The sequence below is a fragment of the Dellaglioa sp. CoH-57-MRSF-21 genome (assembly GCF_056781915.1).
In genome coordinates this window covers 95,238-110,383 of the sequence record NZ_JBXAXU010000001.1, presented here as the reverse complement: position 1 = coordinate 110,383, position 15,146 = coordinate 95,238, and the positions used below count along the sequence as shown (strand labels likewise).

At 34.4% G+C, this 15,146-nt stretch carries 14 protein-coding genes; all 14 read right to left on the bottom strand.

The window, feature by feature from the left end:
• Nucleotides 1–94 precede the first annotated feature (94 nt).
• Nucleotides 95–1,480, bottom strand: coding sequence for a TrkH family potassium uptake protein (locus AC1RPQ_RS00535; RefSeq protein WP_481761059.1), 1,386 nt, complete (start codon nucleotides 1,478–1,480; stop codon nucleotides 95–97).
• A 74-nt stretch (nucleotides 1,481–1,554) separates the two neighbouring features.
• On the bottom strand, nucleotides 1,555–1,791 hold the full coding sequence (locus AC1RPQ_RS00530) for a hypothetical protein (RefSeq protein WP_409021814.1): 237 nt from the start codon (nucleotides 1,789–1,791) through the stop codon (nucleotides 1,555–1,557).
• A 174-nt stretch (nucleotides 1,792–1,965) separates the two neighbouring features.
• Nucleotides 1,966–4,824 carry a YhgE/Pip family protein gene (locus AC1RPQ_RS00525; RefSeq protein WP_481761060.1) on the bottom strand — a complete coding sequence of 953 codons (2,859 nt, stop codon included), beginning with the start codon at nucleotides 4,822–4,824 and terminating at the stop codon, nucleotides 1,966–1,968.
• 185 nt (nucleotides 4,825–5,009) lie between these two features.
• A complete protein-coding gene (locus tag AC1RPQ_RS00520; RefSeq protein ID WP_481761061.1) occupies nucleotides 5,010–6,362 on the bottom strand; it encodes a serine hydrolase in 1,353 nt (450 codons plus the stop codon).
• Between the two features lie 53 nt (nucleotides 6,363–6,415).
• On the bottom strand, nucleotides 6,416–7,579 hold the full coding sequence (locus tag AC1RPQ_RS00515) for a sensor histidine kinase (RefSeq protein ID WP_481761062.1): 1,164 nt from the start codon (nucleotides 7,577–7,579) through the stop codon (nucleotides 6,416–6,418).
• Nucleotides 7,580–7,592: 13 nt separating this feature from the next.
• The gene (locus AC1RPQ_RS00510; RefSeq protein WP_409021818.1) at nucleotides 7,593–8,279 is read right to left on the bottom strand and encodes a response regulator transcription factor; all 687 of its coding nucleotides are present in this window, start codon (nucleotides 8,277–8,279) and stop codon (nucleotides 7,593–7,595) included.
• A 141-nt stretch (nucleotides 8,280–8,420) separates the two neighbouring features.
• Entirely contained in the window at nucleotides 8,421–8,624 is a 204-nt protein-coding gene (locus tag AC1RPQ_RS00505) for a hypothetical protein (protein WP_481761063.1), read from the bottom strand.
• A 240-nt stretch (nucleotides 8,625–8,864) separates the two neighbouring features.
• Nucleotides 8,865–10,352, bottom strand: coding sequence for an IMP dehydrogenase (guaB, locus tag AC1RPQ_RS00500; protein WP_481761064.1), 1,488 nt, complete (start codon nucleotides 10,350–10,352; stop codon nucleotides 8,865–8,867).
• A gap of 163 nt (nucleotides 10,353–10,515) precedes the next feature.
• A complete protein-coding gene (locus AC1RPQ_RS00495; RefSeq protein ID WP_481761065.1) occupies nucleotides 10,516–11,274 on the bottom strand; it encodes a DUF1129 family protein in 759 nt (252 codons plus the stop codon).
• Between the two features lie 29 nt (nucleotides 11,275–11,303).
• The gene (ychF, locus tag AC1RPQ_RS00490) at nucleotides 11,304–12,404 is read right to left on the bottom strand and encodes a redox-regulated ATPase YchF (protein ID WP_481761066.1); all 1,101 of its coding nucleotides are present in this window, start codon (nucleotides 12,402–12,404) and stop codon (nucleotides 11,304–11,306) included.
• A gap of 22 nt (nucleotides 12,405–12,426) precedes the next feature.
• The gene (locus AC1RPQ_RS00485; RefSeq protein WP_409021822.1) at nucleotides 12,427–12,627 is read right to left on the bottom strand and encodes a DUF951 domain-containing protein; all 201 of its coding nucleotides are present in this window, start codon (nucleotides 12,625–12,627) and stop codon (nucleotides 12,427–12,429) included.
• Between the two features lie 13 nt (nucleotides 12,628–12,640).
• Nucleotides 12,641–13,522 (bottom strand): ParB/RepB/Spo0J family partition protein, encoded by an 882-nt coding sequence (locus AC1RPQ_RS00480; RefSeq protein ID WP_409021823.1) that lies wholly within the window; start codon nucleotides 13,520–13,522, stop codon nucleotides 12,641–12,643.
• A complete protein-coding gene (locus AC1RPQ_RS00475; protein ID WP_409021824.1) occupies nucleotides 13,512–14,279 on the bottom strand; it encodes a ParA family protein in 768 nt (255 codons plus the stop codon). Before AC1RPQ_RS00475 ends, AC1RPQ_RS00480 begins: the two co-directional genes overlap by 11 nt.
• A 6-nt stretch (nucleotides 14,280–14,285) precedes the next feature.
• A complete protein-coding gene (gene noc, locus AC1RPQ_RS00470) occupies nucleotides 14,286–15,134 on the bottom strand; it encodes a nucleoid occlusion protein (protein ID WP_481761067.1) in 849 nt (282 codons plus the stop codon).
• Between the last annotated feature and the right edge of the window lie 12 nt (nucleotides 15,135–15,146).

The following is a 15,146-nucleotide window of genomic DNA, read 5'->3' as shown; positions in this document are numbered from 1 at the left end:
TAGTCCTCCAATAATATAAAGTTGGTTTAACGATATAAATTATAGCATACATCTGTTTCTTAATACTCATTATTTAGTAACTCTAATCAAAAAGTTATCCAATAATGATCTGTTCTGATGGAAAACGATACTTTTCATCCCGTTCTTTTTTCGAAACAAAGAATATTAACATGTATAACATCCCTACGCGTCCAACAAACATCAAAATAATAATGACCATTTTACCGATAATGCTTAATGAACTGGTAATTCCCGTTGATAATCCCGTCGTTCCAAAAGCAGAAGTTACTTCTACAATCAGCGAAATCAACGAATGATTCTCCGTAATACTTAAAATAAAGACCGCGATTAAACACATAAATATCGATAGGTTAACAACTACTACTGATTTTTGAATATCATTTTCATGAATCCTTCTATTAAAAATATTCACATTCTTATGTCCACGAATAAACGATAACAAATATAATCCTAAAATCCCAATTGTTGTTGTTCGAACACCACCACCAACTGAACTTGGACTAGCACCAATAAACATTAACATAGAAAAAATCAATAAGGTTGTCGTATTAAAATCACTAATTTGATTAATTTGTAGTCCGGCATTACGCGTTGTAATACTATAAAACATAGCTGTCATAACTCTCTCAACGAAATCCTTATGTGCAAAATAACCATTATGTTCAGATAAGAAAATTAATATTGTTCCAATAAAGAAAAATCCAATCGCAAAACTACCTGCTAATTTTGTAAATAATGAAAATCTAAATTTTTTATGTCCTGGTTTGAACCACGTAACCTTGATCCACGCTAAAATTTCAATAATAACGGGAAATCCTAAACCACCTATAAAAATTAAAATCATAATTAAAAATAAAAAGACGTAATCTTTCGAATAAGGGATAATAGATTTCCCAGTAACGTCAAATCCCGCATTTGTTAACGCAGATATTGCAATATAAAAGCCATCAAAAATTGACGCAGCTAGATGTTCAAAGCCATCACGTACATATAAATAAATTGAAAATATCACACCAAAAAAAGCTTGAATCCCTAGCATAATGCCGAAAATTGAATAAACTAAACGAACATTTCCACTTAAATGCGGTTGATTCATATCAGTTTGAATTAGCCTGCGTTGTTGCAACCCAATGCGTCGACCAGCAATTACCATAATAAACGTTGAGAGCATTGTTATACCAAAACCACCTATTTGAAAAAGCATTTCTAGTAAGATGATACCGTTATTGTTATAGACTTGCTCTAACGGAAATGTGGTTAATCCTGTAACACTAACCGTTGAGACTGCCATGAATATTGTATCAATAAATGGCACACTAGCACCAGGTTGTTTGAAGAACGGAAGGCATAATAAAATACTTGTTACTACAATCAATGCTAAATAGTAAAAGACAACAATTTGTACGGGAGAGGCCAACAAACTAGCTTTATCTAGATATTTCTGGATCCACCTATTCATTCTGACTTCCCCCTTTTAGTTTAATTTAAAAAAAGAGATTAGCGCTAAGTACGCACGCTAATCTCTAATCCTGATTATTTAATTAATTCTAATCCTGCATAACTAACAACAATTTTATGTTTTAATTCTTCAGCTGTTTCATTCTTAATAAATTCCTTATCGAATTTAATAATAGCCGAATTTTTTAGTTGTTTTTCAACGACACCAGTAAAGAACTCGTTATTTGTTTCAAAACTAACACGTGTATCAGCTGGAAATGGAATTCCTTTTTCGTTAACTTCAACATTTTTTTCATCAAAATGACTTAACATAATTTGGCCTCCTATTGTTTTAAATATTAATAGTAACAGTATACCGCTTTTTAGTTATTATTACGACCATTAGGACTAAGATTAAGAACCTCAATTTAATTAACCCATTCTAAATATATTCAATCAAAAAAATAGAGCCCGCAAAATTAATTTTGCGTAACTCTATTTAATAATCTATTTTTCTAAATCTTGTAATTTTTGATTATCATCTAATTGTGATTTACCAGCAAGTCCAACTCTTTGAAGAATTTGCATAGCAACCCATAATAGAACTAATGAAACGATAGCGAAGATTGCAAGAACAAATACGCTCATGCCAATTTGTCCACTAACCATTCCAGAAGTTAATGACTCACGGAACCCTAAGGTTGAGTATGTCATTGGTAAGAATGGATGGATGGCATTAAAAAAGCTATTCGTAACTTCCATTGGGAACGTACCACCAGCGCCACCTAATTGTAACATCAAGAGAACCATGGCCACGAATCGACCAGGATTATCAAATGCCATAGCAAGTGCCATAACAAGATACATCGATGTTAACGAGAATACTGTTGCAATTAAGTAAGTTTCAGCAATATGGTCTGCTTGTAATCCAAACATAAGCATCCCTGTAACTTCAACAAGTGCCATACCAAGGGCAACGACAGTTCCAATAGCAACTTTACTCCAGAACCAAGCTGTTGCTGATTGACCTTCAGTTGAAATTTTACGGATTGGGAATGCAAAGTTAAAGACGATTGCCCCAACGTATAATGCAAGTGAAAGAACATATGGTGCTAAAGCATGTCCATAGTTAGGAACATAACTGTAATTCTTATGTTCCAATTCTGAAGGTGCTGCAAACATATTAGCTGTCTTGTTAGTTGCTTTAATTCCATTAACTGTATCTGATCCTGTTTTAAGAGCAGTAGCTAATGTTTTTGACCCTTTTTTAAGTGATTTAGAACCATCACCTAATTTAGCTGAGTTATCATCTAATTTTTGAGTCCCTGCAGCTAATTTATCAACTCCAGCAACAAGTGTTGGTACTTGTTCATTCAAGCTTACTAAACCATTTGATAATGTACCTGAGCCAGTAGCTAATTGACTAACTCCTGATGTCAATGTTGGTACTGATCCATTCAATGTTGATAATCCAGTACTTAATTGACTCGAGCCTGATACTAAGGCACTGTTGTTTCCAATTAATGTTTTAGAACCATTATTAGCACTTAATACACCTGCAGTGTATTTTTGTACACTTGGAATTAAGCCAGGAGTTTTATCTGTACCATTTAACCCAGCCATAATTTGACCTAATCCAGCATTTAGTAAGTCTGTTGCTTGGATAGCACCATAAGGACTTTCCTTTGTGCCAGAACCTGTCTGCGTTAAACCAGTTTTAACAGTATTTAATCCAGCCATTAGTTTATCAATGGCTTTCTTAGCACCTGCTGTTACTTGTGGTTCTTGAGCAGATAACTCGGCAACACCCGCCTTTAATGCTTGTAATTTAGGTAGTAATTCTTGAATAGCTGCTAATTCTTTTTGAATCGATTTTAATTTGTCACCGTTATCAGTCAACGGTGTTGTCATATCAGATAAATCTGTTTTAATTTTTGTTGTATTATTACCTGATGCTGCTAAACTTGTGCCAGCAGTTTGAAGATTACTTCCTAATCCATTAACAGAAGCAGCAATACTTTTTGCTAACGTTGGATTAGATTTCTCTAAAGCTGCAAAATCAGGTGATTTTACAAAGGTAACTAAAGCACCCATATTACTTTGCGCATCCTTAAGTTGTGCAGCAACACTGGATGCGTTAGTTGTACTATAAAGACTATTATTTAATTCACTCAATTGTGAACCAGCATCTGTTGCTTTAGCGGCAACAAGTTTAGTATTAGCTCCAATTTGAGTTAAATCGGCTGTTAATTTTTTAGCATCAATATTAGGCGCATTTGTGCCATTTAATTCAGAATTCAACTTAGAAATTCCTGAATCTAATGCTGTAAATCCAGCCATTAATTTTGCCATTTCAGCTTGTGAATCTGGACTATTTAATTGTGTATCTAAAGTTGCAGCAGACTCCTTCAAGCTTTTAGTTAACGATTGGTTACCCGCTTGAACTGTTGTAATACCACCTCTTAAGGTAATTATTCCATCATTTAATGCTTGAGAATTTGAACTTAATTGACTCAAACCACTATTTAATTCAGTAACTCCATTAGTATAACCTTTTACACCACTTGCTAATGTTGTTGAGCCAGTATCTAGTTTCGATACACCTGAAGCTAATGTACCTGTACTATTATTAAGTTTTGATAATCCAGCACTTAAAGAACCAGCGCCTGTTGCTAATTTTTGAACACCATTTTTTAATGGAACAACACTAGTTGAAAGTGTTTGAACACCATTATTAACAGTTCCTACACCAGTAATGTAGCTATTTAAGCCATCATTCAATGTTACTGTACCATCAGACAATGTTTTAGAACCACTTGCAGCTGTCTTAAAGCCTTTACCGATTGTTTTAACTTGGCCGAAAATAGCTGTTGCATATGCTTTCGTGACTGATTCACGAATTTGGCTATTTAATTGTTTTGCTGCTGTTTCACTGATAACTTCACCAATGTAGTTACGAGATGCATTAGTATCGTACGTGATTTTCATCTTTTTAGGATTTGTATCCATTAAAGTTGCAGCATTTGAAGAGAAGTTTTTAGGCAACGTAATTGTTGTATAGTACTTGTTGTCTTTCATTCCTTGTTTTGCTTGTTTTGCAGAAACGAATGTCCACTTCAATTGGTCATTATTCTTCAACTCTTTTACAAGTTGATCACCAACATCCAATGTCGTTCCATTATATTTAACAGATTCATCGTTATTAACGACTGCTACTGGTAAATCACTTGTTTTGCCATATGGATCCCAAACTGATTTCAAGAAGAAAGCAGCATACAGAATCGGAATAAGCATCATAACAATTGTTGAAACTAGAAGTATTCTATTCTTTCCAACAAATTTAAATTCATTCTTAATCATTTTCATTAAAATTGGTGCCCCCTAAATTAATTATTTCTACTATAAAATTTTATCGATACGTTATAATATACATCAAATGTCCACGAACAACAAATTTTTATTTTCTTTTTAATGTTTTTTTAATCTTACACGACTAAATTGCCCATATAGACAAAAAAATCACCCTAGAAATCAGAGATGATTTTATTGATTTAAAATAAATTTCCAAAGAAGTTAGTAATTGCACGCCACATAATAACAAAAATGTTAGCTTTTTCAATGGCATCTTTATTCGTTCCTGTAACAGAAAGTGATTTTTTGCCATCAACATAAGATAACGCATTATCTTTACCAGTTAATTTAAGCGTTCCAATATCACTATTAGCCTTAATTGGGGCTTCTAATCCTGTTTTCTTAACTAAATCAGTATTTTCTGATACTTTAGCTGAAATAATCGACTTAACTGTTTCGCCTTTTTTCAACCAAACTTTTTGATTAGATTTAAGCATAACTTTAGTTGTTAATTCTTTACCATGAAATACAGGTAAACTATCGGCGTTTTTAAATATTGTACCAGCCTTGATTGTTTCCACGTTGAACATGTCAAATACATATGACATTATTTTTTGTGTATCTGTAAAACGACTTACATCCGTTTCACTCTTGTGTGATGATCCTAAAACGACCGTAATAATTCGATGACCATCTTTTTTTACAGTTCCTGTAAAACATTCACCAGCTTTGTCAGAAGTACCTGTCTTCAATCCATCAACAGGTAATTCTGTATATGCCTTAGCTAAACCAGGTAACATCCAGTTCCAGTTTTCCATTAGTGTTTGGTCAGATGTTCCTTTATCGAAATATTTACGTTTGATACTTGTTGTTTTTAATACTTCTGGGTACTTTTTAAGTAAGTTTTTAGCAACAATTCCCATATCTTTGGCAGTTAATTCATTTTCATCTGATGCGGCTGAACCGGGGTATCGATCAGCTTTACTGATATCGCTATTAGTTAAACCAGAAACGTTATCAATCTTAGCATCTGTAATTCCCCATGACTTAACCTTTGCACGCATTAATGTTACGAAATCTTTTTGCGATCCCGATACTTCATGAGCAAGTGCCATAATAGCCCCATTTGCTGAGTAAATTAAACTAGCATCATACAGTTGTTTAACTGTGTATGATTTCGTTTTACTCAACGGAACGTTTGATAATGATGTATCCTGGCTAATTTTATAAGAATCGTTATCAATCTTAACTTTTTGATCCCAAGTTAATTTACCACTTTTAATTTGATCTAAAATAACATCAATCGAAATTAATTTTGTCATTGATGCAATTGGTAAAACAGCATCAGCATTTTTTTCATAGATTACTTGTCCAGTATCTGCATCAATTGCTAAAGCAGCTTTAGCTGTTAAATTAATAGCGCTTGAACTGGTTGTTGCAGCTGATACAGATTTAACCTCATCTTGAAGTCCCATTGCTGAAACCCCAGTAAATAGTGCTGCCCCTGAAATAAGCCCAATTACGAATTTCTTTGTACGTTTTAAAAATATCATTTTCTCTTTACCCTCTTAACTTCTCTTATTCATTTAAGAATACCCAATAATAGCTATTCTTGCAACTGTTCTTCTTGCTTTCTAGTTAATTTTATATTCTTACCCAATGGTAAATGAATAACAAAACTAGTTAGCTCTTCATTTGAGACAACATATATGTACCCACCGTGGAGCGTGACAATACTTTGAGCAATGGCAAGCCCTAATCCAGTTCCGCCCGTTTTTTGTGAACGAGATTCTTCCACTCGGTAAAACCGATCAAATAATTGATTAAGTGATTGTTCAGGTATTTTAGGGCCATCATTAGTTACTTTTACGATAACTTCCTGACCAATTTTTTCTGCTTCTAAATAAATATGTTTACCGCCTGCCCCATATTTTAAGGCATTTGATATTAAATTATTAAAAACACGGCCTAATTTTTCAGTATCAGCTTCCATCATTAACGGGTTAGGGTTCGTATTGCTACTAATTGTCATTTCTTTATTTTTAGCTTCAAGTTCAAAACTAGCTGCCAATTGTTCTAACATTTGATTCATATCAAAATTAATCGCATTAATTGGCGTCGACGTCTGTCGCACTTTTGTGTATTCAAATAAATCTTCTACTAAAACCTTCATCTGCTTTGATTTCACAAATGCTGTATGTGTGTAAGATAGTAAATCTTCTTGCGAATTATATTGATTATCTTCTATTAAACCTAAGTAACCGATAATTGATGTCAATGGTGTTCGAATATCGTGACTAACATTGGTAATCAGCTCATCCTTTGAATTCTCAATTCGACGTTCTTCTTCCATTGATTCAATCGTACTTTGAACCAAAGCATTAATACTTGAAACGACCCGCGCCATATCACCTTGTAGTTTAAAAGGAATTTGATGATCGTAATGACCGTCCGCAATATAATGCAATTCTGAAATAACATGACGTAACTGCATTTGATGATAACGTCGAATTAGTCGCCAATAGAGCACGACAACGTCCACAATAAGCATGAACGCAACAAAAACATTCCCCCAACTCCAGACATTGAAATCATTCGGCCCAAAAGTTAATGCCGTCTTAATTTGAAAAATACCATTCTCAAGTCCTGGGTTTGAAGCAATCGTCTGATTTAATAGAATAAAAATTGATAAATTCAGTAAAATTAATAGAATAATCGTGATGAATCCTTCCGCGATTAATTCACTTTTTTCTCTACCAGTTAATTTCAAAAATAACCCCTCACTAATGCATTTCTATCTTGTATCCAACGCCCCAGACGGTTTTGATAATATCATCACCGTTTGTTGCTGCTTCAATTTTATCACGTAAATGGCTCACATGGACCATTACTGTTTTGGCAGAAATAATTGATTCTTGTTGCCAAACTTGTTCAAAAATATCATCCGCAGAGTACACATGATTTGGATGTGAGGCTAATAAATATAAAATACCGAATTCTAAAGCAGTTAATTGAATATCACTACCTTCAACTGTTTGAACTTCATGAGAATCTTTTTTAATAATTAGCGGTCCTATTTCAAGTGCAACATCAGGTGCCGGATTCGAGTTTTGGCTACGACGGAGTAATGATTTAACACGTGCCATAATTTCTAATGGGTTAAATGGCTTAACAACATAATCATCAGCACCTGTAATCAGTCCACGAATTTTGTCCATATCTTCTGTTTTAGCAGAAACCATTAATATTGGAATTTCTGAAGTTTTACGAACCTCTTTAATGACATCCATTCCGTTCATTTTAGGCATCATAACGTCGAGAATCATTACACCGATTTCTGGCATTTCTTCTAATTTTTCAATCGCTTCAAGTCCATTTTGAGCAGTAATTGCTTCGTAACCTTCATTTTTTAAATAAATAGAGATTAAATCAACGATTTCTTTTTCATCATCTACAACTAAAATTTTCATTGGATATCTCCTGACTTTTCTTTACTTATAGTATATTGTATCAAATATCACACACGATAACTTTAAAGAATTGGTTAAATCTACTTAATCTAAGTAGTACAAAAAAAGCTTTCGTAAAAAACGAAAGCTTTCCATTTTTTATTATCCACGTTCTAATAAGTAGTTAAATAAACCGCCCATTGTTTTATCTGATAACTCAATCTCTTTACCAGATTCCGTTACTTTAGTAATTTTATAATAATCTTCAAACTCAGGTACTTCCAATTGCATCATCGCAACAAAAGCTGCTGCCGTTTTATAAGTTGCTTGTAGCTGTTCCCCATGAACGTAATCAATAATTAACATATTCGTAACCCCCTATAATATTTATACTCGTAGTGTAGTCTATAAATTTAAATACTTCCACAATTGATACTTATTTTTAAGTAAATTAATATTTCTAACTAATGTCGTATTCCTTTTACTGTATACAATGATTTTGCATCAAATCATGATTAATCATTAGAGTCTTATTTATAATTTAAAACTCTCCATTAAAAAAGACGTAACTTCTTTCATCTGAAAGAAATCACGCCTTTTTAATTATTATTTAACTGAGTAATTAGGTGCTTCTTTGGTAATTTGAACATCATGTGGATGTGATTCAATTAAACCAGCACCTGAAATTTGAACAAATTGTGCGTCATCTTGTAATGCCTTCAATGTTCCAGCACCAACGTAACCCATACCTGAATGTAAGCCTCCAACCATTTGGAAAACAATATCAGCTAAACTACCCTTGTATGATACACGACCTTCAATACCTTCTGGCACTAACTTATTAGCTTCATTTACGCCACTTTGGAAGTAACGATCAGAAGAACCATTTGATTGTTCCATAGCTGCTAAACTTCCCATACCTCGGTAAACTTTGAAACGACGACCTTCATAAATTTCAAATTCACCAGGAGCTTCATCAGTTCCAGCTAACATACTACCTAACATCACAGCGTTACCACCGGCAGCAAGGGCTTTAACGATATCACCAGAGTATTTAATACCCCCATCAGCGATGATTGTTTTACCATATTCACGAGCTACTTCAGCAGCGTCATAAATAGCTGTTAATTGCGGAACACCAACACCAGCAACAATCCGTGTTGTACAGATTGATCCAGGTCCTATTCCAACTTTAACAACATCAACGCCAGCATCATAAAGGGCACGAGTTGCTTCGCCAGTTGCGACATTACCTGCGATTAAAGTTGCTTCTGGGAATTGTGCTCTGATTTCAGTAATTTTACGGATAACACCGGCTGAATGACCATGAGCAGTATCGATAACTAAAGCATCAACACCAGCATCTAGTAAAGCTGTAGCACGTTCAAATGTATCACTTGTAACACCAACAGCGGCAGCAGCAAGTAAGCGGCCATGTTCATCTTTAGCTGCGTTAGGAAATTCAACAACTTTTTCGATATCTTTAATTGTTATTAAACCAGTTAAACGACCATTTTTATCAATGATTGGTAATTTTTCAATTTTATTTTTTTGGAGTATTTTTTCAGCTTCTTTAAGCGAAGTACCTTCCGCAGCTGTTACTAATCCTTCTTTAGTCATAACACTATCAATTAGGACTGACATATCAGAAACAAAACGTAGATCACGATTCGTAATGATACCAATCAATAAGCGATTTTCTAATGTTTCAACGATTGGAACACCACTAATACGGTAACGTTTCATCAATTGTTCAGCATCTGCAACAGAATGTTGCGGTGTTAAATAGAAAGGATCAATAATAACGCCACTTTCAGAACGTTTTACTTTTCTGACTTCTTCAGCTTGTTGTTCGATACTCATATTTTTATGAATAACACCTAAGCCACCTTGGCGAGCCATAGCAATCGCCATTTTAGAATCTGTAACAGTATCCATGCTAGCACTTAAAATTGGGACATTTAATTTGATATTCTTAGCTAATTGTACACTGATATCAACCTCGTTCGGTAATACATGACTTTCTGCAGGTATTAACAACACGTCATCAAAAGTAAATCCTTTTTTAACGAACTTCGTTTCCCAATTTGACATTTTAAAACCAGCTTTCTACTTTTATTTTGTTTACTAACATACCAGATAAACTCAACATTGGTCAAGGTTATCGTCCGATTCTTATTAACCTATAATCGTTTTTAACTGTAACAAAAAAGAGTTCAAAAATTTTACCTGAACTCTTTTCAAGATATCAATCAATTTAAAACATTGTTCGGTTGATATTATAGCGACGTTTAACGTAAATTCTAACTGCAAATGCGATTAATGCAATTACAAGATAAACAGGGGCTGGCAACAATGCATTAAGTGGTCCTGGAATCAATGCCACTAACATGTAGGCAAGAATCCATACTGCAAGAAAGGCTACAAATACTAGTAATGTAACCCAGAAAGCTGGTTTGTCTTCTTTTTTGACGTTTGGGCCATATTTTTTGTAGAAGAGCGCTGCTCCAATACCACCCAAAATTGATGTGATTAGTAGTGTTAATAATCCACCAGCACCAGAAGCTTCTGCTTGCGTACTTGTTTTACTCATTAATCCCATAACACCGTACATACCAGCAAAAATTAATAACATCATCAACCCATTATCTAAAGCTGTTAACCAAAAACTACTTGTTGGTTCTGCAGCTTTTTTCTGTGGGCCCATAATGATATCAGTTGCTTTTGTACTAACAGGACCATATAGTTTAGTTGCTGTTACACCTTTATGCTGTTCGGTGCGAAGTTCTGCAACAATTTCACCAATGACCGTATTTCGTTTTTCATCATTAATTTTTGAATCTTTCAAAATACTATTTAAACGGTAAACATAATCTTCATTACGCTTCGTTAATCCCGCAAAGGGTCCTTTATCCTGTAACTTCGTTTCTTTTTCTAAATGTTCTTTTTGTTTTGCTGCAGCTGTCGCATTTCTCTCTTCAACTGATGTTTCTTCGACTTTGTTTTCTTCTGACATGACTAACAACCCCTACTGACTTATTTTATTTAGACGTTAAATCTGAACTCAATAATATCGCCATCTTGTACGACATATTCTTTACCTTCGGAACGTAAACGACCAGCTTCACGAACTGCTGCGACGCTTCCATTTTTATCTAAATCAGCAAATGACATTGTTTCAGCACGGATAAATCCACGTTCAAAATCTGAATGGATAATTCCGGCAACTTGAGGTGCTTTCATCCCTTGTTTAAAGGTCCATGCTCGTGTTTCGGCACCACCAGCAGTAAAGAAAGTTGCTAAACCTAGTAATTTATAAGATGCCCTGATTAAGCGATCAAGTCCTGATTCTTCAACACCAGCAGCTTCAAGGAAATCAAGTTTATCTTCATCATCTAGTTCAGCAATTTCTTCTTCTGTTTTAGCAGAAACGGCTAAACATTCTGAACCTTCTTCTTTTGCAAAGGCTTCAATTAATTTTACATACTTATTAGCATCTGGGTCAGCCATGTCATCTTCAGCAATATTAGCGACATAAAGAACTGGTTTGTTCGTTAATAAAAACATACCTTTAACATATTTTTCTTCTTCTTCATCAAATTCAATTGAGCGAACGGCATGTCCAGCTTCAAGAACTGGTTTGATTTTTTGTAAAATACTGAATTCAGCCAACGCATCTTTATCTTTTGTTCTAGCCACTTTTTCAACTTTAGCATAACGTTTTGTCACACTATCTAAATCTGCAAAAACAAGTTCTAAGTTGATTGTTTCAATATCGTCCATTGGATCCACTTTATCAGAAACATGTGTGATATTATCATCGTCAAATGCACGAACAACGTGCACAATAGCATCAACTTGACGAATATTTTCTAAAAATTTATTACCAAGTCCTTCACCTTTACTTGCGCCTTTAACAATACCGGCAATATCCGTAAATTCAAAAGTTGTATGAATAATTTTTTTAGCAGGGACTACTTCATCGATACGTGCTAATCGTTTATCTGGAACTTCAACCATCCCAACGTTTGGATCGATTGTCGCAAATGGGTAATTAGCCATTTCCGCGCCTGCTTTTGTAATTGCGTTAAATAAAGTTGATTTACCTACGTTTGGTAATCCTACGATTCCTGCCGTTAATGCCATAATTAGACGTCACTCTTTTCATTTATTTTGTATTATCTTCTGTTGTTGCTTTTTCTAACATTTTTTTCATCTTTTTTTCAAATTCTCGTCTAGGTAATAGAATAAGGTGCCCGCATCCTAAACACTTAATGCGAATATCCATTCCCATTCGCACGATTTCCCAGCGGTTAGTCCCACAAGGATGTGGTTTTTTCATTTCAACAATATCATGTAAGTCATACATACTGACTAACCTCCTAGTCTAGTGAAATATCAAGTAAGTCCAAAATACGGTTCAAATCATCCGTTGATAAGTAGTCAATTTCTATCTTACCTTTATGATTTTTTTTGCTCTGTTGGATAGAAACTTGTGTTCCAAATTTTTCTTTTAACAAGTTCTCACTTTGTTGAACATAAATTGATTTTTCAACTTCGTTCACTTTTTTAGTATTCTTTTTAATTTCGCCGTTCATTTGGGCAATTACTTTTTCCAACTCACGAACAGTTAGATTTTCTTTAACTGTTCTTTTAGCTAATGCCCCAATTTTTTGTTTATCTTTAAGTGACAGCAATGTTCTTGCTTGACCCATCGATAACTGATCAACTTGGAGTAATTCTTTAACTGAGTTGGGCAATCCTAATAAACGCAAATAATTAGCAATATAAGGACGACTTTTGCCTAATCGCTCTGAAACTTGTGACTGCGTTAAGTTTAATTTTTCCATCAACATGTTATAAGCTTCTGCCTCTTCTAAAGGAGACAATTCTTCACGTTGTAAATTTTCCAAAATAGCAACTTCCATCATTGCTTCTTCTGTCATCGTTCTAATAATTGCAGGGACATCTGTTAGTCCTGCTAATTTAGACGCACGGAAACGACGTTCTCCTGCAATGATTTCATAACCCTTAATGACTGATTCTCTTACAATAATTGGTTGGAAGACACCTGATTTTTTGATAGACGCAGCTAATTCTTTTAGGGCATCTTCATCAAATGTTTTACGAGGTTGGTAAGGATTAGGGCGAATTTCAGCTAAGTTTAAACGAACAACAGATTCTTTTGTATCATCATATTGATCAAGTTCATCCTGAAATAACGCGTTAATCCCTTTTCCAAGACCTTTTTTATTATTTACCATGCGCTTTTAACACTTCCTTTGCCAATTCCATATAGACTTGAGCACCCTTCGACTTAGGATCGTAATCAATAATTGCCATCCCATGGCTAGGTGCTTCAGACAAGCGGACATTTCGCGGAATAATTGTCTTGTAGACTTTTTCTGCAAAATATTTTTGCACCTCAGACACAACTTCTGCGCCTAAATTTGTACGTGCATCATACATTGTCATTAAAACGCCTTCAATGGCTAAATCTGGATTAAAATGCTTTTGAACTAAACGAATTGTGTTAAGCAATTGGCTTAAACCTTCCAAAGCATAGTATTCACTTTGAACAGGAATTAAAATTGATTTACTAGCTGTAAAGGCATTAATTGTAATCAATCCAAGTGATGGCGGGCAATCTATTAAAATATAATCATACTGATCTTCAATTGTTTTAACGGCATCCAATAATCTTGTTTCACGAGCCATTTGCGGTGTTAATTCAATCTCAGCACCAGCCAATTGAATGGTTGCCGGAACGATATCTAATCCTTTATGACTAGTAGCTAGAATTGTCTCCTTAATTGGAAATTCATTAACTAAAACATCATAAATATCTTTTTTTATTGTTGATTTTTCAATACCAACACCACTTGTTGAATTTCCTTGAGCATCCGTATCTATTAATAAAACACGCTTGCCTAGCTCGGCTAAACAAGCGCCTAAATTCACACTCGTTGTTGTTTTACCAACGCCACCTTTTTGGTTTGCTAATGAAATAACAATTCCCATGTTTGATTAACCCTCCTTTTTTGATTCAATCACATCAATAATAACGCGATACCCTGAATCAGTTTTTTCTTGTTTTGATTTAATCGTTACACCGTTATTTTCTATAACTTGAACCGCTTGTTTTAGGGTATTAATCACTAATCTTTTATCAGGATTACCTTTTTTCGTGTTTTTCTTTTCAGACACTTTTGATTCTGGTTTAATTTTATTAGCTGAAATTAACTTTTCGGTTTCTTTCACTGTTAATTTCTCTTTTAAAATACGTTTTAATAATTTTTTTTGATTGCTAGCTGATAAACTAACCATTGCTCTTCCGTGACGTTCGGATATCTGTTGCGCCATAATGGACGTTTGTACGTCATGTTCTAATTTTAATAAACGCAATTTATTAGCAACAAATGCTTGGCTTTTACCCATATCTTCAGCTAATTTTGACTGTGATAAGTGGTTTAAACTCATTAGTTTACTGTAGGCCTCTGCTTCTTCAATTGCTGTTAGTTCCTCACGTTGTAAATTTTCAATTAGTGCCATCGAAGCCGCTTGGTCGTCGTCCATTTTCTGAACAATTGCCGGAATTTTTTTCCATCCTAATGAAGATGCTGCCCGAAAACGACGTTCCCCAGCAATAATCTCATATTTTCCAGTCTCATACTCTCGCAAAATAATAGGCTGCAATAACCCGTGTTCTTTAAGGGTTTGTGCTAATTCATCAATTTTTTGATCATCAAAGACACGACGAGGTTGGAAGCGATTGGGTACAATAGTCGTAACAGAAATGTCACTAACCTTCGTTTGATTCGTTTCATCTTCTTGTTCTTGTTGATTTTTACGATTTCCTAAAAATGAAAATGCCATTTTCCGACGACC